Consider the following 25,903-nt stretch of genomic DNA (forward strand, 5'->3'; position numbering starts at 1 on the left):
ATGTTCAAAATCTACGTTGCCACTACAAACCCACATAAAGTCGAAGAAATCAGAGAAATCGCTCCAGAGTGGGTAGAGGTCTTACCCTCTCCGGAAAAAATCGAAGTGATCGAGGACGGAGAGATCTTCCTGGAAAACTCCGTGAAAAAGGCGATCGTTTATGGGAAAAAACTCAAATCTCCCGTGATAGCCGATGATTCTGGGCTTGTTATCTACTCTTTGGGAGGATTTCCAGGAGTTATGTCCGCTCGCTTCATGGAAGAATACACCTACGAGGAGAAAATGAAAACAATTCTGAAAATGCTGGAAGGTAAAGACAGAAAAGCCGCTTTTGTCTGTAATGCCACGTTCTTCGACCCTCAAAAAAATCTTCTCGTTTCTGTAGAAGGCAGGGTAGAAGGTTATATCGCCGAAGAGATAAGAGGAACAGGTGGGTTTGGCTACGATCCTTTCTTTGTACCGGAGGGGTACGACAGGACCTTTGGTGAAATGCCCGAACTCAAGAAAAAACTCAGCCACAGGTCCAGGGCTTTCAGAAAACTGTTTTCGATACTCTCGAAGATCTCAGAATCAGAAAGCCTGTGAAACCCAGAAGAATCAAAACAGCGCTCAAAAGCTGGGCGGCCCTTATGTTACCCATCATCAAACTATCGACCCTGAGCCTTTCTATCATGATCCTTCCAAGGGAGTATAAAAGAAAATAAAGGCAGGTTATCTCCCCCGGTCTCTTTCGGTATTTTCTGTAATACACACTCAACAAAAAAAACACCAGAAGATCCCAGATAGATTCGTACAGAAAGGTCGGATGGAAAAAGGAGTAATCCCTGTACAGAACGGGCCTGTAAGGTTCGGGCACGAACATCTTCCAGGGAAGATTCGTTGGCACACCAAAGGCCTCGTAGTTGAAAAAGTTCCCCCATCTGCCTATCGCCTGTCCCAGTGGAAGAACGGAGGTGAAAAGATCCGTTGCCTGCAAAAAGGAAAAGGAAGGCCTCTTAAAAACGATGTAGAGAAAGCCCGTCATCAAAGCACCGATTATGGCTCCGTGTATGGCAAGGCCACCTTCCCAGATCTTCAAAACGTCCCAGAAACTCCTGTAGTATTTCAGGTTGAAGAGAACGTAATAAAGTCGGGCACCCACAATTCCGAAAATCGTCCCGTAGAAGACCAGTTCGTCGAACTCTTCCACATCGATTCTTTCTTCCTTTGCTCTCCTTCTGGCCAGGAAATAGCCGAGGAGAAATCCTGTTAGGATAAGCGTTGAATACCATCGAAGCTCAAAACCGCCGATTCTGAAGATGTACCTTCTCACAAGAACCTCACCACTGAACACCTTCGCAAGAAAGATCGAAAGAAGAAAAACTCCAAGAACGATCAATAACGTTATCAGGACTCTCTTCATCTTCTCCTCCTTCCCCATATGACACGAACCGCTATCTTGTACCTTGTGGGAATGAGCACCACGTGACCGCTGTCCATGATGACCGCCGTTTTCGCCTGCTTGCCGAAAGTGGCGTTTATTATTTTGTTTGCGTAAAAGTCGATATTTTTCAACTTCTTTTCCATGGCGGTGCTGACGGGCATCACCGCAACGATTCGTTCTCGAGGAAGGAAGACCTTTCTTCCAAAGGAAACAAAACTCACACTTTCACCTCCATCATGGTGTATGATACCATTTTCTGGGGGGTGAAATGATGGATGCATTGGGAAAGCTTTATACCTCTACCGCCATAGTAACTGTGAACGTCGACGGTAAACTGAATGGCATCACCGTGGCGTGGGTGACGAGGGTGTCCTGGCAACCTCCCATGGTGGCCGTTTCCATAGGAAAGACGAGGTACACGAGGGAACTCCTCGACAAAGCAGACTCTTTCGCCGTCTGCATACTCGGAAAGGACGCAAAAGAAATCGCAGAGTACTTCGGAACAGTCTCTGGGAGAACTACCGACAAATTCAAAAAGTACCCATACACAATGAGTGAAGGAGACCTTCCGATTCCAGAGGAAACGATCGCATACCTTGAGTGTGAAAAGACGGGCAGGTTCGAAGCGGGAGATCACATCGTCTACGTTGGAACGGTGAGAAGACAAAAGGTGCTGAAAGATGAACCACCACTTCTGTTCGGAGAACACAGACTGATATAGAAGGCAGGGAACTCCCTGCCTTCATTTTTTTAACAGTTTTGAAAATATCCTGAACAGCTAGCATGCATACTGTGGATTGGGAGGTGATTCAGATGAGAAGATTCACCGTGCTGGTTCTGGCTCTTTTGCTGGTTGCTTTTTCCTTTTCACAGGTGAAGAACGTTATCTACTTCATTGGTGATGGTATGGGACTTGCCCAAGCCTACATTACCAGTCTGATCGAAGGAAAGCCCCTTTCTTTTACGAAAACCCCTTACATAGGTCTTGTGAAGACCCACTCTGCGGACAGCTGGGTGACGGATTCTGCCGCCGCGGGAACTGCTCTGGCAAGCGGTTTTAAGACGAACAACGGAATGATCAACATCCTTCCCAACGGCACCAGGGTTCCCACCATCTTTGAGATAGCAAAAGCATATGGAGCCAAAACGGGTATCGTTGCCACCTGTAGAGTGACACACGCGACACCGGCAGCCTTCTATGCACACGTTAAAAATAGAGGCGAGGAGAACGAGATCGCAAGACAACTCGTGGAAAGTGAAACAGTGGATCTGGTTATGGGAGGAGGATGGGCAAACTTCCTTCCTGAAAGCCTCGGCGGTAAAAGATCGGACGGTCTCAACCTCATCGAGATAGCAAAGGAAAAGGGCTACGTCTACGTGACAAAGAAAGAAGAGCTGATGAAACTTCCAGAGAACACTGAAAAGGTCCTGGCACTTTTTGCGCCGAGCCATCTTGATCCGGCAAGCAGTAGAGAAGAGCAGCCCATGCTCTACGAAATGGTGAAGAAGGCCCTGGAAATACTCTCAAGTGATGAAGAGCCCTTCTTCCTCATGGTGGAAGGTTCTCAGATCGATTGGGAAGGTCATGACAACGACATCTACGGTGTCTGGAAGGAAGTCGTGGAGTTCGACAGAGCGGTTCAGGTGGCTCTTGACTTTGCCCTCAAAAGAGGAGACACCCTCGTGATCGTGACAGCGGATCACGAAACAGGGGGACTTGCACTTTCTTCGGGTGACTACAGGGTCGATGTGGACAGAATCAGAAAATTTTCAAAGACCACCGACTGGATCCTGGCGAACTACTCTCTGAAAGATAGCGGAAGTTTCAAAAAGGCCATCGAAAAATACTTCGGTCTGACGCTGTCCGACTCGGATCTCGACAGAATCACCTCTTCAAACAATCCCAAAGTAGAACTCGGAAGGGTCTTGAGTGAAAAGGTGAACGTTGGCTGGACCACCACATCACACTCCGGTGTTCCGGTCCCCATCTATGTATTCGGCCCTGGTGCGGAGAACTTCACAGGATTTCTGGACAACACCGATATCCCGAAGATCATAATGAAACTCGCTGGATACTCCCTTCAGTATCCACTCGTGAAAGAACCTGCGAAATAAAATGAGGGGCCCTGTGCCCCTCATTTGAACACGTCCAGTTCCTCGATCTCATCGAACACCCCGATTATCTTGTAGAACGCTGTTACCTTTTCAAGATCTTTCAGGTCCTCCTTGCCAAGAGGCGCCTCCACTTCCACGAAGAACACGTAATCTCCAAGAAATGTCCTGGCCGGTCTTGATTCCAGTTTTCTCAGGTTCATTCCCTTGTTTGCAAAGACATCCAAAACCGCTTTCAAAGCCCCGGGTCTGTCTTGAACACCGAAGAACAAAGATGTGTACTTTCCCTCCATCTTACCAGTTTTTCGCCTTATGATGTAAAACCTCGTGATGTTCTTTTCTTTTAAATCCTGGATACTCTTTCTCAGAATGAACAGACCGTACATTCTGGCCGCATTTTCTGACATGATGGCGGCGGATTCATCGTCGAGTAGATTCACCGCGTCGCTCGTTGAGGTAGTGTAACGGATCTCTGCGTGGGGCAGATAAGCGTTGATAAAACCAAGGGATTGGGAGATCGCCTGGGGATGAGAGTAAATCCTTTTGATCTCTTTCAGATCGAGCCTTCTTTTTGCGACAAGACAGTGATGAACTTCCAGTTTTGCCTCGCCGAATACCTCCACTTCGTGGTTCAGCAGGGCATCCAGCACAGGAATCACCGTTCCGTGGGTGGAGTTCTCTATTGGAACGATTCCATAATCTGCCTCTCCTTTTTCCACCATCTTTATGATCTCATCCGTTGAGGCACAGTACTTTATCGGTATCCTCGAGCCGATCAGTTTCAAAGCCATCTCATCGCTGAAACTTCCCATAGGACCGAGGACAGCTACTGTCTTTGAAATACCGAGTAGTCTGTATTCTTCTTCTTTTGCAAGCTTCATAATCTCCTCAAATACACGTCTTACACGCACGGGGTTCAGACTGGTTCTGTCCAGAATCTCTTTCACTTTTTGCTCTTCAACCTCTCTGATGTCCACGGGAGAATCTGTCTTTTTCTTCTCCTCAGCGATTCTTTTTGCAACTTTCATTCTTTCATCGATCAAACCCAGTGTTACAAAATCTATCAGCCTGATCTTGTGCCTCATCTCGTTCAAACTTGCAGGAGATCTGAGGAGTTTTGAAAACTCACCTATCAACTCGCTGTGTTCGACGGGAAGGTCGTTGTCTTTCAACCGAGGGATGGCTTTTTCTGCCAGAGCCAGAAAGTTACCAGTTTCTTCCTCCCAGTTCAGAAGGTGAGAAGCATACCCCATAAGAAAAGGATCTTTCAGTGTGCGGGCAAGGAAAAGAAGAACAGAATACTTCTCCAAAATCTCTTCGTATTCGCTCCAGGAAACGTCCTTCAGGATAACACCAAGATCCTTCAGAAAGTCCAGAAACGTAGTGATGCGTTCATCTACGCTCTTTTCGAGGACGTAAAACTCTGAGAATGCAAACTCCTTGTAAAAAACAGGGAAGATGCTGACAAATGGAACAGACCTTTCCCTATAGAACGCCACAGACTTATCTTTGAATGGATAAAGGTCCACAATGGCTTTTCCGGAAAGATCCACATCTGGAAGATTCTCAGATACTACTAGGTCAGCGTCAAGAATCGAATCCGTGAGTTCCCAAGTATTGCCCGCTAGTTCTTTTCTCACAGCATCTGTCAGGGCCCCTTTTCCGCTTACGTACACCTTCAACTCTCTCAACCTCCGTTAAAAATTCTGTTCTTCGGAATTTTTAAGCATTACCCTGTTTTACTACGTCTTCGTTATATATATTAATCCTCACGAGAAAAATCATTAACACGCCGCATAAAGTTGCAAAGAGGAGCATGGTATAATTTGGCTTGAAAACTATTCTACAGAGGGGTGATAACGTGAAAACAACCGTTCTGGACAGATTCGTGTTTTCCGACGAAGTCAAGGATATCGTAGAGAGCGCTTCAGAGATAATAATACCAGAAAGCAGAAAAGAAATTCTTGAACTTGCAACGGACAATAAAGACGTTTTTGAAGTGGGATACGACGTTCCAGGAAAAGGCTTCGTAGTGGAAGCAACCGTTACACGTTGCAGAAATGGCCTGGTGGTGAATTATCCTGAACCATACATGAGAAGAAGAGATCCAGAGGCCCTCGTGGTGGGGGACGATAAAGAAACAGACAAGCCAAGGTTCAAGGACAGATTCGGAAAGGACTTCGAACCCATTCGGCAGGAAACCTTCGACTGGTTGAAAAAACAGGACTTGATCCTTCTGCCCTTTATGGCTGGAGGATACGATTATGGCTATCCGGCCGTTCTGATAGCCCCGAAGAACGCTGGATTTTTTGTAGGAGGACTGGCAGATCTTCAGTTCTTCGTTCCAGCAAGCAAAATCCCGGAGAATTTCAAGCCGAGGCTGTACATGTTCCTGGCACCCCCCTTCAGACACACCCATTTCGATGGAAAACAGGTGGTGGTCCATTACAGGCACAATTCCCATTACGAGATATTCTCTTACAATCTCTATCCGGGGCCAAGCGCAAAGAAAGGAGTCTATGGATTTTTACTCTACATAGGTGAAAAAGAAAAATGGGTCACCGCACACGCTTCTGCGGTGAAGGTGATCACCCCATACGAAAACGAACTCGTCATCATGCACGAGGGAGCAAGCGGTGGTGGAAAAAGCGAGATACTCGAAGAAATCCACAGAGAACCTGACGGCAGGATAAAACTCGCGGAAAATCTGATAACGGGAGAGAAGTTCTACATAGAACTCAAAGAAACCTGCGCACTCCAGCCGGTGGCCGACGACATGTTCATGTGTCATCCGAAACTCCAAACGGGGAAAAAACTTGTAGCGAAAGATGCGGAAGCTGGATGGTTCATAAGGGTGGACCACATAACAGAGTACGGAAGTGCTCCAGACCTGGAAAGGCTGACGATACATCCACCTGAACCTTTGATTTTTCTCAACATTCATGCCGTTCCAGATTCAACCGCTCTGATCTGGGAACACATCGAAGATGAACCGGGGAAACCCTGTCCGAACCCGCGCGTCATTATCCCAAAGAGATTCATGAAAAACGCCATCTCCGATCCCGTAGAAGTGGATGTGAGAAGTTTCGGTGTGAGAACACCTCCGTGTACGAAAGAAAAGCCAACGTACGGGATCATCGGCCTTATGCAAGTACTACCCCCTGCCATAGCATGGCTCTGGAGACTGGTGGCACCAAGAGGGTTCGCCAACCCGAGTATAGTTAGTACGAAGGGAATGACAAGCGAAGGTGTGGGATCTTTCTGGCCGTTCTCTTCCGGGAAAATGGTGAGGCTCGCCAACATTCTTCTTGAACAGATCATAGACACACCCGGAACCAGATACATCCTCGTTCCAAACCAGCACATAGGAGTCTACAAGGTCGGATTCATGCCGGAATGGATCGCAAGGGAGTACCTCTCAAGAAGAGGAGGAGTGAAATTCAAACCGAACCAGCTCGTGCCGTCAAAATGCGCTCTGCTTGGATTTTCTCTCAAGGAAATGAAGATCGAAGGAATAACGATCCCCAAAGAACTTCTACAACCACATCTGCAACCGGAACTGGGAGAGGAAGCCTACGAAAAAGGAGCACAGCAACTCAGAGACTTCTTCAAGAGAGAACTCAAAAAATTCCTCACAGAGGATTTGAACCCGGTCGGAAGAGAGATCATCCAGTGCTGCCTCGACGATGGGTCCCTTGAGGATTATCTGAAGATCATTCCCATGAACTTTTAAAGCGGGGGACAACCCCGCTTTTTCAAAGTCCAAGGTCTTCAAGTGTCAAGATCACCTTGAACCTTCCAGGCTGCCTCACACCGGATTCCACCACCAGGAAATAATCGCATATTCTCTGGGGAGAAGAACAGTCAGCGCAGAATCCTGTCTTGGTACATGGGGTTTCCAAGTTCAAACGCTTTGAATTCATCGGAGAAATGTACCTCAACCTCTCTCTTGCTTCTCCGACATTTTTTACCACTTTGTTCACGCTTGCAACCACAACTACATTCCTGGGACCGTAGACAACCGCTGCCACTCTGTTCCCGTTTCCGTCGAGAAAGACCAGTTTTCCATCCTCCGTTATAGCATTTGCGCTGGTGAAGTAGTAATCGGCCCAGAAACTCTTTCTGTATATTTCCTCCACTTCCTCTCTGGTTTTGGCGGAATACCTGTCAAGGAAGTTGTATTTTCCGCTGCGCAGAAGATCGAGAACACCAGTATCAGCCAGTGTGAGAGAACCACCAACCGCCACGGTTGCGCCTTCCGGAACGATTTCTTTTACCTTCTCAACGACCTCTTCCCTGTCTTTCACCACCCAGACTTCATGTTTCTTTTTTCTTAAATTGTTAGCCAAATACTCAGCAATCCTCTCTTTCTTCCAAAGCCACAGATCTTCTCTCAAACTCACAGTGAAACACCTCCTTAAGTACAAATTTTTGAGATTTAGATACAAAAATATCTTATCTGAAACTAAAATGGTAGGTTTGGTGGTAGGTTTCTGAACACTACTTATAGTATCCATGAGCAGAAAACGCACAACATGAAGTAGAAAAACTACTGAAGAATCGTTCTTTGCTTCTTTTTTTCACAAACAACCTACCACTTCTCTCTGAAATCATCTTCCAAAGCCAATTTAAAGGTGGTAGGTTTCTGTATGCTTCATCAAAAGAGTACTTTAGTTCTCACAAACAATTTTACTGCAAAACCTTCGTTTTTTGAAATCCTCTTCAGAAAAGATTTTCAGAAAACCTACCACCTGAAACCCTCTTCAGAAGCGACTTATAGAATAACTTACCACTAACCTACCACTAACCTACCACCCGGGTGGTAAGTTGCAGACTTTATTCTTTCTCACACCAAAAAACGGATAGAAATTTTCAACTCGAGAAACCTACCACTTTATGGTCTGTTATATTACTACTACTACTACTAAGAGTATAATAGTCATGAGGTGAGAAGAATGGACTGGAAAGTTGAACTTGCAGAAATCGAAAAGAAGAAACGATTTTTTCTGGAAGGTGAGTACAAGAGTGAAGGAATAGAACTGGATGTGGCTTTTTGCAGGTTCCTGGAGCCGGTTAAGGTGAAGATGGTTGTTGCAAAGACCAAAGATGGATTCACCGTTGGTGGATACGTTCACACAGCGATAGAGCATCCGTGTGTCAGATGTCTGGAATCAACGCGCGTGGAGATAAAAGGTGTAATAGAGGCACTCTATCTTCCAGAGAGTATGCGAAAAAATGTAAAAGAAGAGAAACTTGAATCTTTGAAGAATATCATATACTATCATGAAACGGAATTCGACCTTTCAGAAAGAATCGTTGAAGCGATAGTGGTGAGTGTACCCGAAAAGGTTCTGTGCAAACCTGATTGTAAAGGATTGTGCCCGTATTGCGGAACCAATTTGAACGAAGAACCAGATCACAAGTGTGATAAAATTCCTGTGGTTGACAGTCGGTTCGAGATCCTTGCTAAACTGAAGGACAACCTTGAGAACAGGGAGGTATAAAAGCATGGCAGTTCCGAAACAAAAAAGATCCCGATCAAGAACGCATCACAAAAGAGCAAAGATCTACAGAGCAATCAGTGTTCCACTAGAAAAGTGTCCGAACTGCGGTGAGTACAAGATGCCACACAGAGTCTGTCTACACTGTGGTTACTACAAAGGAAAACAGGTTCTCGAGATAGCGGAGTGATGCGGTGAAGATAGCAGTCGATGCAATGGGTGGTGACAGAGCGCCCGATGAAATTTTGAAGGGCGCTCTTTTGGCTTTAAAAGAAATAGAAAGTGAAATTGTCCTTGTAGGACCCAGAGAGATAGTTGAAAAAACAGGCCTTCCGTTTGTCGAAACAACAGAGACCGTGAACATGGATGATCCACCACTTGAGGTTTTGAGGAAAAAGAACTCGTCCATGCACGTCGGTTTGAAACTGGTTGCCGAAGGCAAGGTGGATGCATTCGTGAGTGCCGGAGCAACTGGGCCCCTTTTTCTCGGTGCCACTTCCATCGTGGGGAAGATAAAAGGAGTGGAAAGACCAGCCCTTGGCGTGGCAGTTCCTTCTCTCAAAGGCTTCACAGTCTTGATCGATGCAGGAGCGAACGCGAAGGTCAGACCAGAACACCTTCTGGACTTTTCGTTCATGGGAATCGCTTACGCAAGAGTGCTGGGTGTGGAGTCACCACGAGTGGGGCTTTTGAACATCGGCTCGGAGGAAAACAAAGGGCACGAAGATCTGAAGAAGGCCTTCTCCCTTCTGAAAGAACATCTTGGAGATAACTTTTACGGAAACGTGGAAGGACACGATATAAACCTCGGAACGGTTCATGTGGTGGTGACAGATGGGTTCTCCGGAAACGTTGCTCTGAAGACCATGGAAGGAACGGCAAAGCTGATCACCTCAGTGATGAAAGAATCTATAAAGGAAGGTGGGCTTTTTTCTTTGATTGGAGCATTTCTCATGAAAAAGAGCTTTGATCGAATGAGAGAGAGACTCGATCCAAGAACTTACGGGGGAACCTTCATACTCGGTATAAGGGGTATCGTTGTGAAGGCTCATGGCTCTTCGGATGCGAAGGCTATAAGACATGCCATCAGGGTGGCTGAAAGAGGAATCATGATGAACCTCGTTCGTGAAATTGAAAGGGGGATACCACATGTGCGGAATAGTGGGGATGGTCGGTGAGAACTTGAAACTTGAAGATCTTATCTCCTCCCTTCAGAAACTCGAATATAGAGGTTATGATTCGGCAGGGATTGCTTACCTGCAGAAAGATCATTTCGATGTATACAAAAGAAGGGGAAAAATAGACGTTTTGAAAAACGGCCTGAAGCAGAAACTGAAGGATAGTTTTCTTGTTGGAATCGCTCACACCAGGTGGGCAACGCATGGAGAACCCAACGATGTGAATGCCCATCCTCACATGGACTGTAGAAAAGAAATCGCCGTTGTTCATAACGGAATAATAGAGAACTACAGGGAGTTGAAGGAGTTTCTGGAACAGAAAGGTCACGCTTTCTCTTCTGAAACTGATACGGAAGTGATCGCTCATCTCATAGAAGAGGAGTTCGAGGGGGATCTACTGGAGGCTGTTTTGAAAGCGGTCAGAAAGTTGAAGGGAGCCTACGCCATAGCGGTCGTTCACAGGAGTATTCCGGATACAATCGTTGCCGCACGAAAAGGCAGTCCTCTTGTTGTTGGAGCAGGCGAAGGAGTTGGTATCCTCGCTTCGGACGTGACACCTCTTTTGAGGTTCACGAAGGATGTGGTCTTTCTGGAAGATGGTGACGTTATGGTCCTGAGAAAAGACGGGTTTGAAATCTACAACATGGACGGGGTGAAACAGAACAGGCGAGTCTACCATGTTGATTGGGATGAAAAATCCGCAGAAAAAGGCGGTTACAAACACTTCATGTACAAGGAGATCATGGAAGATCCACAGGCTCTTGTGAACGCCCTTGTTGGCAGGATAAAGAACGATCGACCGTTCTTTGAGGAACTCGAGCACTACGAGGAATTCTTCAAAAACATAGACAGAATCCGTGTTGTATCGTGTGGAACAAGTTATTACGCAGGACTCGTTTTCAAGTATTTTGTGGAAAATAATACAGATATAGACGTCGATGTGGAGGTTTCATCTGAGTTCAGATACAAGAGGCCACACGTGAAAGAAGGAGACGTTTTACTGGCGATTTCCCAGTCTGGTGAGACTGCGGATACTCTTGAGTCTGTTCGACTCGCAAAAAAGCACGGTGCAAAGATAGTCTCCATAGTGAACGTGGTGGGATCCACACTCGACAGAGAATCCGATGTGACACTCTTCATGAACGCGGGGCCAGAGATAGGAGTTGCCGCCACGAAAACCTACGTGGCCGAGCTTGCGGTACTGTACCTTCTCGGTTTGAAAATAATGGAGATAAACGGATACTGGAATAAAGAGACGGATGAGATTCTGGACAGGCTCGTTCGAATGCCAGAACTTCTCGAAAATGTTCTCAGGAAGGATCCGCAGATAAGGGAACTTTCCGAAAAGTACAAAGATTTCAAGCATTTCATGTACATTGGAAGAGGGTACGGCTATCCAACGGCGCTCGAAGGAGCTTTGAAACTCAAAGAGATCACGTACATTCACGCCACTGCATACCAGGCTGGTGAGCTCAAACACGGTCCCATAGCGCTCCTTGATCCAGAGTTTCCTGTTTTTGCTGTGATGCCGGATGACTCCCTGTTCTTCAAAACCAAAAGCAATGTTATAGAGTCAAAATCCAGGAATGCAAAGGTGATAGTTCTGGGAACAGAGGGGAACAAAAGCCTCGAAGAGATCACGAGTGATATCATACACGTTCCTCCAACGCACGAAAGCCTCTACCCACTGATGATGGCACCTGTGATACAGTTGTTTGCTTATCACATAGCCGACATGAAAGGACTCGATCCTGACAAGCCGAGAAACCTAGCGAAGAGTGTGACCGTTGAGTGATTTCTGGAGGTGAGAATCGGTGATTGAAATTCTTCGAAAACTCATCGAAAAGATTTCTGAAAAGGGTGGAGAAAATCCTGTGGTTCTTGACATGAGGAAAACACCCGTTCCAACAGAATACTTCGTGATAGTCACTGCAAACTCCTACACTCATATGAAGGCCCTGAGAGATGAGTTGGTCGACCTGATAAAGGAGATGTCACTTCCTCTGATTTACTACGACAGAGGTGAGCAATACGAGTGGTTGATCATAGATGCTGGAAGCGTGGTAATACACATATTCACCGAAAAGGGAAGGGATTTCTACGATCTGGAAGGTCTGTGGATAGACGCGGACAGAATAGAAATCTGAGGAGGATGAGAGGATGCAGGGTAAGTTCTGCAGTTTCTGTGGGCGAGATATGAGTCAGGTGGAAAGACTGATTGCTGGTCCGAACAACGTTTACATCTGTAATGAATGTGTCGACTTGTTTCATGATCTTCTGAAAAGCGACAGGAAGGTGAGAATAAAGGACGAAATAAAAGAAATACCAACTCCGGCCGAAATAAAGGCAGAACTCGACAAATACATCATAGGTCAGGAGAGAGCAAAAAGGATCCTTTCTGTTGCAGTTTACAACCACTACAAGCGTGTTTTTTCCAATCTCAGTTCAAACGATGTGGAAATAGAGAAATCCAACGTCCTGCTCATAGGTCCAACCGGCACAGGAAAGACTTATCTTGCAAGAATACTTGCAAAGATACTGAACGTTCCTTTTGCCATAGCAGATGCCACGCCGTTGACAGAAGCAGGATACGTGGGTGAGGACGTGGAGAACGTTGTTCTCAGACTTCTGGAGGCAGCGAACTTCGATGTGGAGAGAGCCCAATATGGAATCATCTACATAGACGAGATCGACAAGATAGCCAAAAAATCCCCCAATCCCTCTATAACGAGGGACGTCTCCGGTGAGGGTGTTCAGCAGGCCCTCCTCAAGATACTCGAGGGAACGATCGCCAACGTTCCTCCACAGGGTGGTAGGAAACATCCATATCAGGAGTTCATAAAGGTGGATACAAGAAACATCCTCTTCATCGTTGGTGGAGCCTTCGATGGACTCGAGGAGATCATAAAAAGACGCCTTCAGAGTACAACGATGGGATTCGGAGCAGAGATAAAGAGCAAAAAGGAAATGAGAATAGGAGAGATATTGAGACACGTGACACCAGACGATCTGGTCCAGTACGGTCTCATCCCTGAGTTCGTTGGAAGGTTACCCGTGATCGCCACTCTCGATGATCTGACAGAGGAGGATCTCATCAGGATATTGAAAGAACCAAAGAACGCCGTTGTGAAACAGTATCAGAAACTGTTCGAGATTGACGGAGTGAAACTTGAAGTGACCGATGAAGCACTCAGGGTCATTGCAAGAGAGGCTTTGAAGAGAGGAACCGGAGCACGAGCTTTGAGAAATGTTTTTGAAGAGCTCATGATAGACATGATGTTTGAGCTACCGAGTTTGAAGAACGTGGAGAAGGTGGTTGTAACCGAAGAGGTCGCTCTCGGCAAAGAAAAACCCATCGTCGTTATGAGGGAGTCTGCATGAGAGTTCTCGGCATAGAAACCTCCTGTGATGAAACGGCGGTAGCCGTCCTCGACGACGGGAAGGATGTGATCGTGAACTTCACCGTCTCGCAGGTGGAAGTTCATCGGAAGTTCGGTGGGGTGGTGCCTGAGGTGGCCGCCAGGCACCACCTCAAAAACCTACCATTCCTCTTGAAAGAAACCTTCAAAAAGATTGATCCACAAACTGTAGACGTTGTGGCGGCTACTTACGGTCCCGGACTTGTGGGGGCTCTTCTTGTGGGACTTTCTACGGCGAAGGGACTTTCCATTTCTCTGAAGAGGCCCTTCGTTGGAGTAAACCACATCGAAGCACACGTTCACGCTGTGTTTCTGGCGAATCCCTCTTTGACCCCTCCTTTCGTGGTTCTCATGGTCTCCGGCGGCCATACCCAGCTCATGAGGGTGAACGAGGACTACAGTATGGAGATACTCGGAAGGACTCTGGACGACTCGGCTGGAGAGGCCTTTGACAAAGTAGCCAGGCTTCTTGGTTTGGGTTATCCTGGTGGACCCGTCATCGATGAAGTGGCGAAGAAGGGCGATCCAGAAAAGTACAACTTTCCACGTCCCATGATGGATGAACCGAATTACAATTTCAGTTTTGCGGGTTTGAAGACGGCCGTTCTCTATTTTCTGAAGAAAGAAAAAGATTACAGGGTGGAAGATGTGGCAGCGTCCTTTCAGGAAGCGGTCGTTGATATCCTGGTTGAGAAAACGTTCAGACTCGCAAGGAACCTTGGAATAAGGAAGATCGCCTTCGTTGGAGGAGTGGCCGCAAATTCCAGATTGAGGGAGAAGGTGAACGATCGGGCGAAAAGATGGGGGTACGAGGTCTTCTTTCCTCCTCTTTCTCTCTGCACGGACAACGCCCTGATGGTTGCCAGGGCAGGCTACGAAAAAGCGAAAAGGGGGATCTTCTCCCCCTTGTATCTGAACGCAGATCCAAATTTGAGTGTTTAATCCTTCTTTTCGGAGGAGGTCGCCGTCTCTTTTTTCCTTTCACTTCTCCTCGAGTCCGTGATGTAAAAACCACTTCCCTTGAATATGATCCCCACTCTTCCTATCGTTCTTTTCATCCTGGCACCACACTCTTCACAGGTAACTTCTGGGGACTCGTTTATTCCGTGCATGACCGTTGTTTCGTACCCACATTCTTCACACACGTATCTGTACATTGGCATGTTTTTCACCTCCTCTGATTGCTTTTTTCGATAAAAAAATGGTCGGGGCGACTGGACTTGAACCAGCGACCTCCTGCTCCCAAGGCAGGCGCGCTAGCCACCTGCGCTACGCCCCGAACCAATTAAATGATACCATCTAGTTCACTTCAGTTCAACTGGTCTGTTCCTTTCTCTTCCTGAGATAGAACGAAAGAACTAGATCCAGAACGCCGAAGATGATGCCGTTTGCGATAGCAGCTCCTCTAGATCCGGTTATACCGGGTATGAAAGCGGAGATGATGAGCCAGATTCCTGTTAACAAAACGACCCACGCCGGTACTCTGGAGTCCTTCAGGCTGGTCAGCCCTGTGATCAGAAAGATGATACCCACTATCAGGAAGTTCGCTAGGTTTGCTCCCTTGGATCCCGAAATTCCAGGTATCAGGGCTGAGACGATCAACCAGATGGAAAAGATGAAGGTGATCCATCCCTTCACGGTCATGAATGATCACCTCCCAGTTTGATATTCTAACACCGTTGTTTTGTCCTATAGATTAAAATTTTGTGAACATCAAAAGAATCCCACTGCAAAAAACGATGTTGTATCATATTGTATAAGAGTGCTCAATGGAGGGATTTGATGAAAACGGTTCTCATAGTCGATGACAGTAAATTCTGGAGACTTGTGGTTTCCGACATTGTGAGAAAGATTGAAAAGGATGCGAAGGTTGTGCTGGCGGAGAACGGAACGGAGGGGCTTCAAAAAGCATTGAGAAACAGGCCAGATTATTTCATTATCGACTACAACATGCCTGACTTTTCTGGAATCTATCTCTCCGTTGTTCTGAGAGAATTCGAGATGTTCAAAAATTCCGGAATAGCAATTCTTACGGGTTCTTCCGATACGGTGAACCAGTTCTGGGCTGAAAGAAGTGGTGCCAACGTCTTCATCGACAAGGGAAAAAAGGAGGAGATCGAAGATAGTTTGAGAGCTTTCCTGGAGAAACCCTTCAGATCGAACAAAAGCTGCGAACTGGAAGAGTTTGGAAACGTTTTTCAGATAGTTGAGAACAGGTTGAAGAGAGAAATGCTGGAAAAAGAGATTTTATCGTATCTGAGATTCACCAGGGACGAAAGGTACGTCGTCTCCTTACTGGGAATTCTATTCAGATACTTTTCTGGATTCGGTGCGTTCAGAGTTCTTCTTCTTTCAACGAGTGAAGGAAGAGTTTATTCTCTTGGGAAGCCTGTGAAAAAGGAACTCTTGAGGGATTATCTCCTTTCCAGGATGGAAAGGCCAACTTCCCCTTCCTTCTGGTCGTTTCATGGGGTGTTCAGTGAGGAAGGGAAACCCTCTGAGCACAGCTTTCATTTTGTCGTGAAAGATGAGAATACAGAACTTGGTGTTCTTCTCTTTGAAGACGTGGAAAATCAGTATCTTTTAAACATTGCCCTGAAAAATTCGGCTTCCAGCCTGAGCGTCTTGTTCAGAAATCTGAACGACTTTAGAGACTACATGGTCGCTTCGGAGACTGACTCTCTCACCCAATTGCTGAACAAGAGAGCGATCATGAAATTTCTCGAAGAGACACTCAGAAGAAGAGAAAGAGTGGCTGTTGCCATGCTGGATATCGATGATTTCAAAAGAATAAACGACACCTTTGGCCATCCCGTCGGTGATGAGGTACTGAAGGTTATCAGTAAGGCAATGAGAGAAATTGTTTCAAATGGCAAAGTTGGAAGATACGGTGGAGAAGAGTTCATGATTGTATTTGAAACTGGTGATCGTGATCTGGTTGAAGATACAATGAACAGGATCATGGAAAGTGTCCGAAACTTCGACTGGAGGAGGATTTTCAAAGTAGAAAGAAAAGTTACACTGAGTGGTGGAGTGGCCTTTTCTGATGAGAACTCGTCTCCTGCTGAATTGGTGGAAGAAGCTGACAAAAAGCTTTATGAAGCCAAACGTTCCGGGAAAAATCGCTTCGTGATATAATAACTGAAAAACACAGAGGGTGAGTAGCATGCACGTGCTCAAACTTGTGTCGGATCTTGAAACACCCGTTTCGACTTTCATGAAAGTATCTGCAAACGAGGATTTTGCCTTTCTTCTGGAGAGTGCGGAACTCGGTTCTGCCTTCGGCAGGCACTCCTTCATAGGCATTGGAAGAAGAGATGAACTGGTGTTCGAAAAGGGAATTTTGAGGTCTTCAGGTCAGCAATTTGAATACGCTTCCTCTCCCCTGAAATCGATCAAAGACTGGCTTGAAATTTACAGATACGAGATCAAACACGACGAACTTCCTTCTTTCAGAGGAGGAGCAGTTGGTTTTGTCAGCTACGATTACATCTCTCACATAGAGAAAATTAAAGTCAAGGAGTCGATCTTTCCCACTTTCTACTTTGTAATACCTGAACATCTCATAATCTTCGACCATTTGAAAAACAACGTCTTCATAATCAGTGAAAACCCAGAGGATCTTGCAGCCAAGATTCTGAAACCCCTTGAAAGTCGTCCGGAAAAGAACATCTTTGTGACGGAACCGGAGTCGAATTTCGAGAGAGAACGGTTCTACAGAGCCGTCGAGAAGGCCAAGAGATACATTGTAGAGGGTGATATATTCCAGGTGGTTCTTTCCCAGTGCTTCACCTTCAAGACGACTCTGGATTCGTTCTACATATACAGAGCCCTGAGAATGATAAATCCTTCTCCTTACATGTTCTACCTAAAGTTTGGAGACATCGTTGTTCTGGGGTCATCTCCAGAGACCATGGCGAAGGTGGAAGGAAATAAAGCCACAGTGAAACCAATTGCAGGAACCAGGCCACGTGGAAGAACCGTCGAAGAGGACATGAGGCTGGAAGAAGAACTCCTGAACGACGAAAAGGAAATAGCAGAACACGTGATGCTCGTCGATCTTGGAAGAAACGACCTTGGCAAAGTTTGCAAGGAAGGAACAGTTCGTGTTGAGAAAAAGATGATAATAGAAAGGTACTCTCACGTTATGCACATAGTTTCGCAGGTGAGTGGAGAAGTGAAAGAGGACAAAGACGCTGTCGATGTTTTTGAAGCCACCTTTCCCGCTGGCACCGTTTCCGGTGCTCCAAAGGTGCGAGCCATGGAAATCATAGAAGAGCTAGAACCGACTCCAAGGGGGCCGTACGCAGGCGCGGTTGGGTACTTTTCCTTCCCAGACGAAAACGGAAAGATGAACATGGATTCCGCTATCACCATTCGGTCCTTTTTCTTCAAAGGAAAACAAGGGTGGCTTCAGGCAGGTGCTGGGATCGTTTACGACTCCGTCCCAGAGCGTGAGTACCAGGAAACCCTGAACAAACTGAGGGCACTTTTCAGGAGTCTGGAGATCGCCCAGAGGATCCAGGGGGGATTGCCTTGAAAAGGGTGATAGTCATCGATAATTACGACTCTTTCGTCTACAACATCGTGCAGTATATAGGAGAAGTGGAGCCCGAATGCAGGATAGAGGTCTTCAGAAACGATGAGATAACGATCGATGAGATAGAGAAAAAGAACCCAAGTCATATCGTCATCTCTCCCGGTCCCGGAAGACCGGAAGATGCAGGTATTTCTGTTGAAGTTGTGAAGCACTTCAGCGGGAAAGTTCCCATACTCGGTGTATGCCTTGGGCATCAGGTGATAGGATACGCTTTCGGTGGAAAGATCATCCATGCCAGAAGAATTCTTCATGGAAAGACATCCAGGATTCTGCACAACGGCAGAGATATCTTCCAGGGTCTTAAGAATCCCATAGTTGCCACGCGGTATCATTCACTCGTCGTAGAGGAGAACTCTCTTCCTGATGATCTTGAAGTTACGGCCAGAAGCGACGACGGAGAGATCATGGGACTGAGACACAGAGAGCATCCAACGTTTGGAGTCCAGTTTCACCCGGAATCTGTTCTGACGGAAGAAGGGAAGAAGATCATAAAGAACTTTTTGAACCTGGGTGAGAAGAAGGAGCAAGTGGGAACGAGCGCTCTGGACATCGTCTCGGCCATCAGAAAACTTGTGGAGTTTCAGGATCTTTCTTTCGAAGAGAGTCGCCTTGTGATGGAGCATATCATGTCGGGAAAGGCAACGGACGCACAGATAGCGGGGTTCCTCGTAGCTTTGAGGATGAAAGGAGAAACCGGGGATGAACTCGGTGGCATGGCAGTGGTCATGCAAGAAAAGGCCGTTCATGTTAAGGCGCCCTCTCCTCTCACCGTTGATACCTGTGGAACCGGTGGGGATGGATTTGGAACCTTCAACATATCGACTGCGACAGCGTTCGTGGTGGCTTCTGCCGGAATACCCGTTGCAAAGCACGGTAACAGATCGGTTTCCAGCAAGGTGGGAAGTGCCGACGTACTGGAAGCGGGAGGATATAGACTCGAAAAGACACCAGATGAGATGGAAAAAGAACTCAGGGAGATAGGTTTTTCTTTCCTCTTTGCTCCTCTTCTTCATCCAGCCATGAAGCATGTGATGCCGGCAAGAAGACAGCTCAAAATCAGAACGGCTTTCAATCTCCTTGGCCCCATCACGAATCCCGCTCGTGTGAAACACCAGATAGTTGGTGTTTTTGACTTTTCTTTCGCGCACAAACTGGCGCAGGCCCTACAAAGACTTGGTACAGAGCGTTCTGCGATCGTTTCTGGAGGCTTCACCGATGAACTCACCACGTGTGGTGAAAACGAGGCTCTTTTGGTTACACGGGAGGAGATCATACCTTTGATCGTAGATCCAGAGGAACTTGATTTGAAAAAAGGAGATCCAGAAGAACTGAAAGGTCCTTCTGACCCCAAGGAAGCTTATCGCTTGATGGAGAGTGTTCTGAAGGGAGAGGCCAGCAGAACGCAGGTGGAAACCGTTGCGCTGAACGCGGGGGTGCTGTTCTGGCTTGTTGGGGAGAGTGATACGATCAGAGACGGTGTGGAAAAAGCTCTGGATTTGATCACCTCAGGGCAGGCTTACAGAAAGCTGGAGGAGGTAATGGACTATCAGAAAACTCTGGGAAATAGTTGAAAAAAAGAAAGAGGATATTTTGAACATGGAGGAAAAGATCTCTCCGCAGAGGAAAAACCACAGCTTCGTGAAGGCCCTTTCTGGAAGAGAAAGGGTGAAGATCATAGCAGAGTTCAAGAAGGCATCCCCCTCTGCGGGAGATATAAATGCCGATGCTTCTCTGGAAGAGTACATAAAGATATACGACGAACTGGCCGACGCGATAAGTATTCTCACGGAGAAACACTTCTTCAAAGGGGACGTCGAGTTTGTGAGAGTTGCCAGGAAACTTTCAGAAAAACCGATACTGGCAAAGGATTTTTACCTTGATCCTGTACAGGTGAAACTGGCTTCCAGCACTGGGGCGGATGCCGTTCTCATCATCGCTCGCATACTGACGGAAGATCAGATAAAGAACATCTACGAGACAGCAGAAGAACTGGGAATGGACAGTCTTGTGGAAGTCCACTCCAGAGAAGATCTTGAGAAGGTCTTCTCTGTGATCAGGCCAAAGATCGTGGGGATCAACACGAGGGATCTAGATACCTTCGAGATAAAGAAAGACGTACTCTGGGATCTTTTGCCACTCATACCGGATGACGTGGTGGTAGTTGCAGAAAGTGGCATAAAAGATCCTGTGGAGCTGAAAGACTTGAAAGGTAAGGTGAACGCCGTTCTCGTCGGAACATCCATCATGAAGGCGAAGAATCCGAGAAGATTCCTCGAAGAGATGAGAGCATGGTCAGAGTGAAGATCTGCGGAATTACGAATCTTGAGGATGCCCTGTTTTCTGTGGAAAGTGGTGCCGATGCGGTAGGATTCGTGTTCTATCCAAAGAGCAAGCGTTATGTTTCTCCCGAAAAGGCTCGTGAAATTTCTCTCAATCTGCCTCCCTTCGTGTTCCGAGTTGGGGTCTTTGTGAACGAATCATTTGAAAGTGTTCTGGACATTGCTTTTCATGCAGGGTTGAACGCTGTTCAGCTCCATGGTGATGAAAGTGTTGAGTTCTGCGAAAAGCTCAACGAAAAGATCATGGTGATAAAGGCCGTGGGAATCTCGGAAGAGCAGGATGTCAAGCGAGCGCTTGAGTACAGGAAATTTCCCGTTCTTCTTGACACCAAAGTTTCAGGCTACGGGGGTAGCGGGAAGGTTTTCAACTGGTCAGTTGTTTTGCCGTACAGAGACCAATTTCGCTATCTCGTACTTTCCGGGGGATTGAACCCCAGGAACGTGGAGAGGGCAATCGAGATGGTGAAACCGTTCGCTGTCGATGTATCTTCCGGCGTGGAAATTTCTCCGGGGAAGAAGGATCACAATCTGGTCAGAGAATTCATAAAAAAGGCAAAGGGGCTGTGAGAGATGAAAGGTTACTTCGGTCCTTACGGTGGTCAGTACGTTCCGGAGATACTCATGCCAGCTCTCGAAGAGCTCGAGGAAGCGTACGAAAGCATCACAAAGGATGAGTCCTTCTGGGAGGAGTTCAACCGTCTTTTGATGGACTACGCGGGCCGCCCCACCCCACTTTATTTTGCAGAGAGGTTGAGCGAGAAATACGGTGCGAAGATCTACCTGAAACGGGAGGATCTTCTCCACACCGGTGCCCATAAGATAAACAACGCACTCGGTCAGGTACTTCTTGCAAAAAAGATGGGGAAAACGAGGATAATAGCGGAAACTGGAGCGGGCCAGCACGGTGTGGCAACGGCCACCGCTGCCGCACTCTTTGGCATGGAGTGTGTCATCTACATGGGGGAGGAAGACACGATCAGACAAAAACCTAACGTTGAAAGAATGAAACTCCTCGGTGCGAAGGTGGTTCCTGTAAAAAGCGGCAGCAGGACCTTGAAGGATGCCATAAACGAAGCCCTCAGGGACTGGATAACGAACCTTCAGACCACGTACTACGTCATCGGATCCGTGGTGGGACCACATCCCTACCCGATCATAGTGAGAAATTTTCAAAAGGTGATAGGTGAAGAGACGAAAAGGCAGATCCTCGAAAAAGAAGGGAAACTTCCGGATTACATCGTTGCTTGCGTTGGAGGAGGAAGCAACGCTGCTGGGATATTCTATCCGTTCATAGACAGTGGGGTGAAACTGATAGGAGTGGAGGCAGGTGGTGAGGGTCTCAGCACGGGAAAACACGCCGCTTCCCTTCTGAAGGGAAGGTTGGGGTACCTTCACGGAAGCAAGACACTTGTTCTTCAAGATGAATGGGGTCAGGTTCAGATAACACACTCTGTATCGGCTGGTCTGGATTATTCCGGGGTCGGTCCTGAACATGCCTACTGGAAGGAGACCGGAAAAGTCTTCTACGATGCTGTGACCGATGAAGAAGCGCTGGATGCCTTCCTTGAACTTTCCAGACTCGAAGGGATCATTCCCGCTCTCGAGAGTTCCCATGCCCTTGCCTATCTGAGAAAGATAGACATCGGGGGCAAAACCGTCATCGTGAACCTTTCCGGGCGCGGTGACAAGGATCTGGAGTCCGTTCTCAACCATCCGTACATCAGGGAGAGGATAGGATGAAGGGATTCATCGCATACATTCCAGCCGGATTTCCCGATCTTGAAACCACCAGAAAAGTTCTGCTCGCTCTCAACGATCTCAAAATAACAGGGGTGGAGGTGGGTGTTCCCTTCTCCGATCCGGTTGCCGATGGGCCGGTCATTCAACTGGCCCACAGTGTGGCCCTCAAAAACGGTGTTACCATGAAGAAGATTCTGGAGATGCTCCGAGAGATCTCCGTCGATTACGAACTCTATCTGATGAGTTACCTCAACCCGATAGTGAACTATCCTGAGGGAAAAGAAGAGCTCCTCGACGAGTTGAAAAAGCTCGGTGTGAGAGGACTCATCATTCCGGATCTTCCTTTAAGAGAAGTGAGAAACGTCGAGATATCCTTTCCCATCGTTCCTTTCGTGGCACCGAACACCAGAGATGAAGACCTCGAAGCGATAAACACGATTCGCGCACCCTTCGTTTACTACATCTCCAGATACGGTGTCACAGGAGAAAGGGAAGACCTTCCCTTTGCGGAACACATAAAGAAGGTGAAGAAGAAAATAGCACTTCCGCTTTTTGTGGGATTTGGAATATCAAAACACGAGCAGGTGAGAAAAGTGTGGGAGATAGCCGACGGAGTGATCGTTGGAAGCGCCCTTGTAAGGATCATGGAAGAAAGCAAAAAGGAAGAGATACCACAGAGAGTGGTTGCCAGAGTGAAAGAACTCATTGGAGAAGAATGACCCCGCGGCCGCGGGGTTTTTTAAACGTACTGATACCCTTCTTCTAACTTCTTCCGGTTCATCAGATGTCTTTGAACGTACTGGCCGCAGTTGCTACCTATTTTGTTTTCCTCCAGTTCACCGATGCTCAATATCACTTCAAACCCCGCATTTCTGAGTCTGCTCACAAATTCCTGGTGTTTTATGAGTGCACCCTTTTCGATGTCGACGTCAGACCTGAGGTTGTTTTCCCTTGAACGGTAGGTGGGGTTTACCGGAGTGATCTTCACGAGGAACTTTTCGGGATCGAAAAGGTCAACGATAACATCGGGATCCAGTGAATAGTTTTGGGCTACGGCAAAGTTCAGTGTGATCTTTCTGTCTCCTTCTTTCACAAACGTCTTGCCGTATTCTGATATTTCTCTGAGAGACCATTTCTTCACGGGCATGATGCGGTCTCTTTCTTCTTCGTTCGTCGAGTGAATGGAGAACTGAAGCTGAAACCTTCCCCTGTAGTGTTTTTCTTTTATCTTCAAAAGTTTTTCGAAGAAACTGTCTGTGCCGTGGGGTGCTATTGTGGAGATCGATGGCAAAAGACCGAAAGCGTTGTATCTTTTTGGAAGATCCTCCAGTACATCGAGTACGGCATCGTTCAGGGCAGGTTCTCCCATTCTGGCAAACTGTATCTTGAACTTCTCCACCGGGACCTTTCTGTCCGGGTATCTGCTTTCCACAAGAAAGTCTATCTGTTCGAGAATCTCCTCTGAGGAGAGTTTCCCTCTGTAGAATCCACCTGCATCGCACATGAGACATCCGACAGGACACCCGGCCAGAGTGGAAACGATGAGTACCCACTTTTTCTCGCGTGGGACAGGAGGCTGGATGGATTCCACAAATTCCACGAGGTTTCCCTTTGAAGTCTCTCCAAGGTAAACGTAGGCAACTTCTTCCTTTCCTATCCTTCTGATGATTCTCACTTCACGTTCCTCCCCAAAAATGGATTTCTTCTCAAAAGATCCTTCACGGTGGTCGTTTCACCGTGACCCGGACACACGATCCACTCCTGTGGAAGGTTCCTGAAGAACTCTTCTATCCGGCTCAGGGTAAACCTCATCTCCTCTTCGGATCCACCAAGGTCTATCCGCCCTATCGTATCCGAAAAGACGGTGTCACCTGTGAACACCACACCATCGAATATGATGAAGCGAGATCCCTTCGTGTGTCCTGGTACTTTTAAAGTCTTGAAACTGGAATCTATGTCCTTCCAGTCGAGTTCCACTACCACGGGATGATCCATGAAACTCAGTGAAAGATTTTCCTCAGGATTCGTCAGCATGTGGGCATCCTCAGGTGAGATGAAGAGTTCCTTCACCTGAAGTTCCGGTATCCCCGATATGTGATCACAGTGGCCGTGGGTGACGAGAACAACGACGGGATCTGTTACAAACTGTGAAATACCCTCTCCTGGATCCACCACGTAGAGTGTTCCGTTCATCTCGAAAACGTAGGTGTTTACATCAAAAGGAGACGACGTAACGTACCTTCTGAAGTTCATATTCTTCCCTCTCTTTTCAAGATTTCCATCGCCGTTTCTATAGCGTTTCCCATGGCAATGGACGCTTGCCTGAAACCTCCTCTTGCGTCCCCAACGATGAAGGTTTTATCATCCTTTTCCACAAAGGAAACGTTTGGAACACGCCCTATGCAGATGAGAAGGGCATCGAACAAGAATTCCCCTTTCTCTGTGATCAATTTTAACCGATCTCCTTCAGTCTTTACACCAAAAACAGGGCAATTCTCATGATATGAAAATCTTCTAAAATCCCTTGTCCTTTTCACTAGAAGAGGAAGTGCCCTGATTCTGGATCCCCGGTTGAACAGATGAACCTCCTTACCCTCTTCCAGAGCCTTCAGTGCACCATCGAAGGCAGCGTCTCCTGCACCATATACGGCGAGTTTTTCGAATTCAGGAAGCTTTGAAAACTCGTAAGCCACTTTATCGGACACTTCAAAATCTGGGATTCTTTTTGGAACGGTCCCGCTTGCCACAACAACGTAATCGAACAGAAAAGATCCCTTTTTCGTGATGACCCTTCGATTCGAGACCTTTATCACTTCCTCTTTCAGAAAAACTGCACCGGACTCCCTCAGTCTGCTCTCTAAGATTTCGCAGATCTTTTCTCCAGGGGCTGGGGGGAATATCGGAAAATTTTCGACGAGGTAAGCGTTTCTCAGAAGCCCTCCCACTCTGTTTTTTTCAAAGACGACGACTTCAACGTCGTATCTTCTCAAAAAAACGGCAGCGGCTACTCCGGCCGGTCCTGCTCCAACGATTCCAACGCGCACAGTATCTCCTCCGTTTTTGCAATGTACGCTACACCGTGGGCGAGGTTTTTGAGTGAAGAGAAGTGATACCACTCGTTCTTGTCCCAGAGGGCGTCTTCCACCATTATCACTTCGAAGTTCCTCACGAAAGCACTTCGGGCTGTTGTCTCACAACAAAGGTGCGTCATCACGCCTGTTATAACAACCTGTCGAACATCGAGTGATCTGAGTTCTTCTTCAAGATTCGTAGAGTAGAAAGCATCGTAGGTATTCTTTTCGAAAATCATCACGTCCGAGAAGACAGGAACGGCCCACTTTCGTCCCACCTCGTTTCCCCACCATCTTTTCATCATGGGAGAGGCTCCCACGTGTACGGTTGCAAAGATGGGATAGTTGTTTTTTTCGAATCCTTCCTTCAACTTTCTGATGTTTTCGACCGCAAACTCCACTCCCCAAAGGTACGCTGGGGAGTCGGGGGAGGTGAAATAATTCTGAAGGTCTATTATGAGAAGGGCGGGGCGGTTCAGGTAAAACCTTTTTCTCTCACGTTCAGGGAAATAGAACATAC

At 47.1% G+C, this 25,903-nt stretch carries 28 protein-coding genes and 1 tRNA gene; 18 read left to right on the plus strand and 11 right to left on the minus strand.

The genetic code is table 11. The annotated features are described in order from the left end of the window. Complete coding sequence (gene rdgB / locus AS006_RS01460) at nucleotides 1-585, plus strand: RdgB/HAM1 family non-canonical purine NTP pyrophosphatase (protein ID WP_101512737.1); 585 nt, start codon at nucleotides 1-3, stop codon at nucleotides 583-585. On the opposite strand, the gene lgt is transcribed toward rdgB, so the two are convergent. Continuing rightward, on the minus strand, nucleotides 533-1,402 hold the full coding sequence (gene lgt / locus AS006_RS01465; protein ID WP_101512592.1) for a prolipoprotein diacylglyceryl transferase: 870 nt from the start codon (nucleotides 1,400-1,402) through the stop codon (nucleotides 533-535). The two genes, rdgB and lgt, sit on opposite strands and share 53 nt — an antisense overlap. After that, nucleotides 1,399-1,644, minus strand: a complete 246-nt coding sequence (locus AS006_RS01470; RefSeq protein WP_101512593.1) for a DUF370 domain-containing protein — start codon at nucleotides 1,642-1,644, stop codon at nucleotides 1,399-1,401. The genes lgt and AS006_RS01470 overlap by 4 nt, the downstream gene beginning before the upstream one ends. A gap of 50 nt (nucleotides 1,645-1,694) precedes the next feature. Between AS006_RS01470 and AS006_RS01475 the strand changes: the two genes are divergently transcribed. Together AS006_RS01475 and AS006_RS01480 are read left to right on the plus strand one after the other, a co-directional pair. Continuing rightward, nucleotides 1,695-2,144 (plus strand): flavin reductase family protein, encoded by a 450-nt coding sequence (locus AS006_RS01475; RefSeq protein ID WP_101512594.1) that lies wholly within the window; start codon nucleotides 1,695-1,697, stop codon nucleotides 2,142-2,144. A gap of 92 nt (nucleotides 2,145-2,236) precedes the next feature. Further along, nucleotides 2,237-3,538: an alkaline phosphatase gene (locus tag AS006_RS01480; protein WP_101512595.1), complete on the plus strand. Its 1,302-nt coding sequence runs from the start codon at nucleotides 2,237-2,239 to the stop codon at nucleotides 3,536-3,538. A gap of 20 nt (nucleotides 3,539-3,558) precedes the next feature. Here the strand turns inward: AS006_RS01480 and pheA are convergent, their stop codons facing one another. Next, complete coding sequence (pheA, locus tag AS006_RS01485) at nucleotides 3,559-5,211, minus strand: prephenate dehydratase (protein ID WP_233185595.1); 1,653 nt, start codon at nucleotides 5,209-5,211, stop codon at nucleotides 3,559-3,561. A 185-nt stretch (nucleotides 5,212-5,396) separates the two neighbouring features. Here pheA and AS006_RS01490 point away from each other — a divergent pair, with 185 nt between their 5' ends. Further along, on the plus strand, nucleotides 5,397-7,268 hold the full coding sequence (locus tag AS006_RS01490; protein ID WP_101512597.1) for a DUF4914 family protein: 1,872 nt from the start codon (nucleotides 5,397-5,399) through the stop codon (nucleotides 7,266-7,268). A gap of 22 nt (nucleotides 7,269-7,290) precedes the next feature. Here AS006_RS01490 and AS006_RS01495 read toward each other — a convergent pair whose 3' ends face one another. Next, on the minus strand, nucleotides 7,291-7,938 hold the full coding sequence (locus tag AS006_RS01495) for a lactate utilization protein (RefSeq protein WP_101512598.1): 648 nt from the start codon (nucleotides 7,936-7,938) through the stop codon (nucleotides 7,291-7,293). Between the two features lie 552 nt (nucleotides 7,939-8,490). Here AS006_RS01495 and AS006_RS01500 point away from each other — a divergent pair. The 7 genes from AS006_RS01500 to tsaD are packed head-to-tail and all read left to right on the plus strand — an operon-like array spanning nucleotide 8,491 to nucleotide 14,575. Further along, a complete protein-coding gene (locus AS006_RS01500; RefSeq protein ID WP_101512599.1) occupies nucleotides 8,491-9,039 on the plus strand; it encodes a DUF177 domain-containing protein in 549 nt (182 codons plus the stop codon). A 4-nt stretch (nucleotides 9,040-9,043) separates the two neighbouring features. Further along, entirely contained in the window at nucleotides 9,044-9,226 is a 183-nt protein-coding gene (gene rpmF / locus AS006_RS01505) for a 50S ribosomal protein L32 (protein ID WP_038066753.1), read from the plus strand. 4 nt (nucleotides 9,227-9,230) lie between these two features. After that, on the plus strand, nucleotides 9,231-10,214 hold the full coding sequence (plsX, locus tag AS006_RS01510; RefSeq protein WP_101512600.1) for a phosphate acyltransferase PlsX: 984 nt from the start codon (nucleotides 9,231-9,233) through the stop codon (nucleotides 10,212-10,214). Then, complete coding sequence (gene glmS, locus AS006_RS01515) at nucleotides 10,186-12,009, plus strand: glutamine--fructose-6-phosphate transaminase (isomerizing) (protein WP_101512601.1); 1,824 nt, start codon at nucleotides 10,186-10,188, stop codon at nucleotides 12,007-12,009. The genes plsX and glmS overlap by 29 nt, the downstream gene beginning before the upstream one ends. 19 nt (nucleotides 12,010-12,028) lie before the next feature. Beyond that, nucleotides 12,029-12,361, plus strand: a complete 333-nt coding sequence (gene rsfS / locus AS006_RS01520) for a ribosome silencing factor (protein WP_101512602.1) — start codon at nucleotides 12,029-12,031, stop codon at nucleotides 12,359-12,361. 13 nt (nucleotides 12,362-12,374) lie between these two features. Then, nucleotides 12,375-13,595 carry an ATP-dependent Clp protease ATP-binding subunit ClpX gene (gene clpX / locus AS006_RS01525; protein WP_101512603.1) on the plus strand — a complete coding sequence of 407 codons (1,221 nt, stop codon included), beginning with the start codon at nucleotides 12,375-12,377 and terminating at the stop codon, nucleotides 13,593-13,595. Further along, entirely contained in the window at nucleotides 13,592-14,575 is a 984-nt protein-coding gene (tsaD, locus tag AS006_RS01530; protein ID WP_101512604.1) for a tRNA (adenosine(37)-N6)-threonylcarbamoyltransferase complex transferase subunit TsaD, read from the plus strand. Before clpX ends, tsaD begins: the two co-directional genes overlap by 4 nt. Here tsaD and AS006_RS01535 read toward each other — a convergent pair. The 3 genes from AS006_RS01535 to AS006_RS01545 form a co-directional block, all read right to left on the minus strand. Next, nucleotides 14,572-14,796, minus strand: a complete 225-nt coding sequence (locus tag AS006_RS01535; protein WP_101512605.1) for an FmdB family zinc ribbon protein — start codon at nucleotides 14,794-14,796, stop codon at nucleotides 14,572-14,574. The genes tsaD and AS006_RS01535 overlap by 4 nt on opposite strands. A gap of 39 nt (nucleotides 14,797-14,835) precedes the next feature. After that, nucleotides 14,836-14,912, minus strand: a tRNA-Pro gene (locus tag AS006_RS01540). 35 nt (nucleotides 14,913-14,947) lie between these two features. Continuing rightward, the gene (locus AS006_RS01545; RefSeq protein WP_101512606.1) at nucleotides 14,948-15,277 is read right to left on the minus strand and encodes an SPW repeat protein; all 330 of its coding nucleotides are present in this window, start codon (nucleotides 15,275-15,277) and stop codon (nucleotides 14,948-14,950) included. Between the two features lie 138 nt (nucleotides 15,278-15,415). On the opposite strand from AS006_RS01545, the gene AS006_RS01550 reads away from it, so the two are divergent. From AS006_RS01550 to trpA, 7 genes are read left to right on the plus strand one after another with little or no spacing between them, the layout of a single operon-like run. Then, a complete protein-coding gene (locus AS006_RS01550) occupies nucleotides 15,416-16,771 on the plus strand; it encodes a diguanylate cyclase domain-containing protein (protein WP_101512607.1) in 1,356 nt (451 codons plus the stop codon). Nucleotides 16,772-16,799: 28 nt separating this feature from the next. Then, the gene (locus AS006_RS01555) at nucleotides 16,800-18,173 is read left to right on the plus strand and encodes an anthranilate synthase component I family protein (protein WP_101512608.1); all 1,374 of its coding nucleotides are present in this window, start codon (nucleotides 16,800-16,802) and stop codon (nucleotides 18,171-18,173) included. 5 nt (nucleotides 18,174-18,178) lie between these two features. Further along, nucleotides 18,179-19,804 carry a bifunctional anthranilate synthase component II/anthranilate phosphoribosyltransferase gene (locus AS006_RS01560; RefSeq protein WP_233185596.1) on the plus strand — a complete coding sequence of 542 codons (1,626 nt, stop codon included), beginning with the start codon at nucleotides 18,179-18,181 and terminating at the stop codon, nucleotides 19,802-19,804. Next, complete coding sequence (locus AS006_RS01565; protein WP_101512610.1) at nucleotides 19,779-20,534, plus strand: indole-3-glycerol-phosphate synthase; 756 nt, start codon at nucleotides 19,779-19,781, stop codon at nucleotides 20,532-20,534. The genes AS006_RS01560 and AS006_RS01565 overlap by 26 nt, the downstream gene beginning before the upstream one ends. Then, nucleotides 20,522-21,139, plus strand: a complete 618-nt coding sequence (locus AS006_RS01570; RefSeq protein ID WP_101512611.1) for a phosphoribosylanthranilate isomerase — start codon at nucleotides 20,522-20,524, stop codon at nucleotides 21,137-21,139. The genes AS006_RS01565 and AS006_RS01570 overlap by 13 nt, the downstream gene beginning before the upstream one ends. Nucleotides 21,140-21,142: 3 nt before the next feature. Next, nucleotides 21,143-22,312 (plus strand): tryptophan synthase subunit beta, encoded by a 1,170-nt coding sequence (gene trpB, locus AS006_RS01575; RefSeq protein ID WP_101512612.1) that lies wholly within the window; start codon nucleotides 21,143-21,145, stop codon nucleotides 22,310-22,312. Further along, a complete protein-coding gene (gene trpA / locus AS006_RS01580; RefSeq protein ID WP_101512613.1) occupies nucleotides 22,309-23,031 on the plus strand; it encodes a tryptophan synthase subunit alpha in 723 nt (240 codons plus the stop codon). Before trpB ends, trpA begins: the two co-directional genes overlap by 4 nt. 20 nt (nucleotides 23,032-23,051) lie before the next feature. On the opposite strand, the gene AS006_RS01585 is transcribed toward trpA, so the two are convergent. Genes AS006_RS01585 through AS006_RS01600 form a run of 4 tightly spaced genes read right to left on the minus strand, consistent with a single transcriptional unit; the run spans nucleotide 23,052 to nucleotide 25,901 of the window. Continuing rightward, the gene (locus AS006_RS01585) at nucleotides 23,052-23,987 is read right to left on the minus strand and encodes a radical SAM protein (RefSeq protein ID WP_101512614.1); all 936 of its coding nucleotides are present in this window, start codon (nucleotides 23,985-23,987) and stop codon (nucleotides 23,052-23,054) included. Beyond that, entirely contained in the window at nucleotides 23,984-24,565 is a 582-nt protein-coding gene (locus AS006_RS01590; protein WP_101512615.1) for an MBL fold metallo-hydrolase, read from the minus strand. Before AS006_RS01590 ends, AS006_RS01585 begins: the two co-directional genes overlap by 4 nt. Further along, nucleotides 24,562-25,356, minus strand: a complete 795-nt coding sequence (locus AS006_RS01595) for an NAD(P)/FAD-dependent oxidoreductase (protein ID WP_101512616.1) — start codon at nucleotides 25,354-25,356, stop codon at nucleotides 24,562-24,564. The genes AS006_RS01590 and AS006_RS01595 overlap by 4 nt, the downstream gene beginning before the upstream one ends. Beyond that, nucleotides 25,317-25,901, minus strand: coding sequence for an isochorismatase family protein (locus tag AS006_RS01600; RefSeq protein ID WP_101512617.1), 585 nt, complete (start codon nucleotides 25,899-25,901; stop codon nucleotides 25,317-25,319). The genes AS006_RS01595 and AS006_RS01600 overlap by 40 nt, the downstream gene beginning before the upstream one ends. Nucleotides 25,902-25,903: the final 2 nt, after the last annotated feature.

The sequence above is a fragment of the Thermotoga sp. SG1 genome, assembly GCF_002865985.1.
GTDB lineage: Bacteria > Thermotogota > Thermotogae > Thermotogales > Thermotogaceae > Thermotoga.

Bases quoted from the DNA above. Each gene is read 5' to 3' on its own strand.
- AS006_RS01600 (WP_101512617.1), bottom strand. From the start codon at position 25,901: ATGTTCTATTTCCCTGAACGTGAGAGAAAAAGGTTTTACCTGAACCGC.
- trpA (WP_101512613.1), top strand. From the start codon at position 22,309: ATGAAGGGATTCATCGCATACATTCCAGCCGGATTTCCCGATCTTGAA.
- AS006_RS01555 (WP_101512608.1), top strand. From the start codon at position 16,800: ATGCACGTGCTCAAACTTGTGTCGGATCTTGAAACACCCGTTTCGACT.
- lgt (WP_101512592.1), bottom strand. From the start codon at position 1,402: ATGAAGAGAGTCCTGATAACGTTATTGATCGTTCTTGGAGTTTTTCTT.
- glmS (WP_101512601.1), top strand. From the start codon at position 10,186: ATGTGCGGAATAGTGGGGATGGTCGGTGAGAACTTGAAACTTGAAGAT.
- AS006_RS01535 (WP_101512605.1), bottom strand. From the start codon at position 14,796: ATGCCAATGTACAGATACGTGTGTGAAGAATGTGGGTACGAAACAACG.
- tsaD (WP_101512604.1), top strand. From the start codon at position 13,592: ATGAGAGTTCTCGGCATAGAAACCTCCTGTGATGAAACGGCGGTAGCC.
- rdgB (WP_101512737.1), top strand. From the start codon at position 1: ATGTTCAAAATCTACGTTGCCACTACAAACCCACATAAAGTCGAAGAA.
- trpB (WP_101512612.1), top strand. From the start codon at position 21,143: ATGAAAGGTTACTTCGGTCCTTACGGTGGTCAGTACGTTCCGGAGATA.
- AS006_RS01550 (WP_101512607.1), top strand. From the start codon at position 15,416: ATGAAAACGGTTCTCATAGTCGATGACAGTAAATTCTGGAGACTTGTG.
- AS006_RS01500 (WP_101512599.1), top strand. From the start codon at position 8,491: ATGGACTGGAAAGTTGAACTTGCAGAAATCGAAAAGAAGAAACGATTT.
- AS006_RS01480 (WP_101512595.1), top strand. From the start codon at position 2,237: ATGAGAAGATTCACCGTGCTGGTTCTGGCTCTTTTGCTGGTTGCTTTT.
- rpmF (WP_038066753.1), top strand. From the start codon at position 9,044: ATGGCAGTTCCGAAACAAAAAAGATCCCGATCAAGAACGCATCACAAA.
- AS006_RS01545 (WP_101512606.1), bottom strand. From the start codon at position 15,277: ATGACCGTGAAGGGATGGATCACCTTCATCTTTTCCATCTGGTTGATC.
- clpX (WP_101512603.1), top strand. From the start codon at position 12,375: ATGCAGGGTAAGTTCTGCAGTTTCTGTGGGCGAGATATGAGTCAGGTG.
- AS006_RS01570 (WP_101512611.1), top strand. From the start codon at position 20,522: ATGGTCAGAGTGAAGATCTGCGGAATTACGAATCTTGAGGATGCCCTG.
- AS006_RS01590 (WP_101512615.1), bottom strand. From the start codon at position 24,565: ATGAACTTCAGAAGGTACGTTACGTCGTCTCCTTTTGATGTAAACACC.
- AS006_RS01475 (WP_101512594.1), top strand. From the start codon at position 1,695: ATGGATGCATTGGGAAAGCTTTATACCTCTACCGCCATAGTAACTGTG.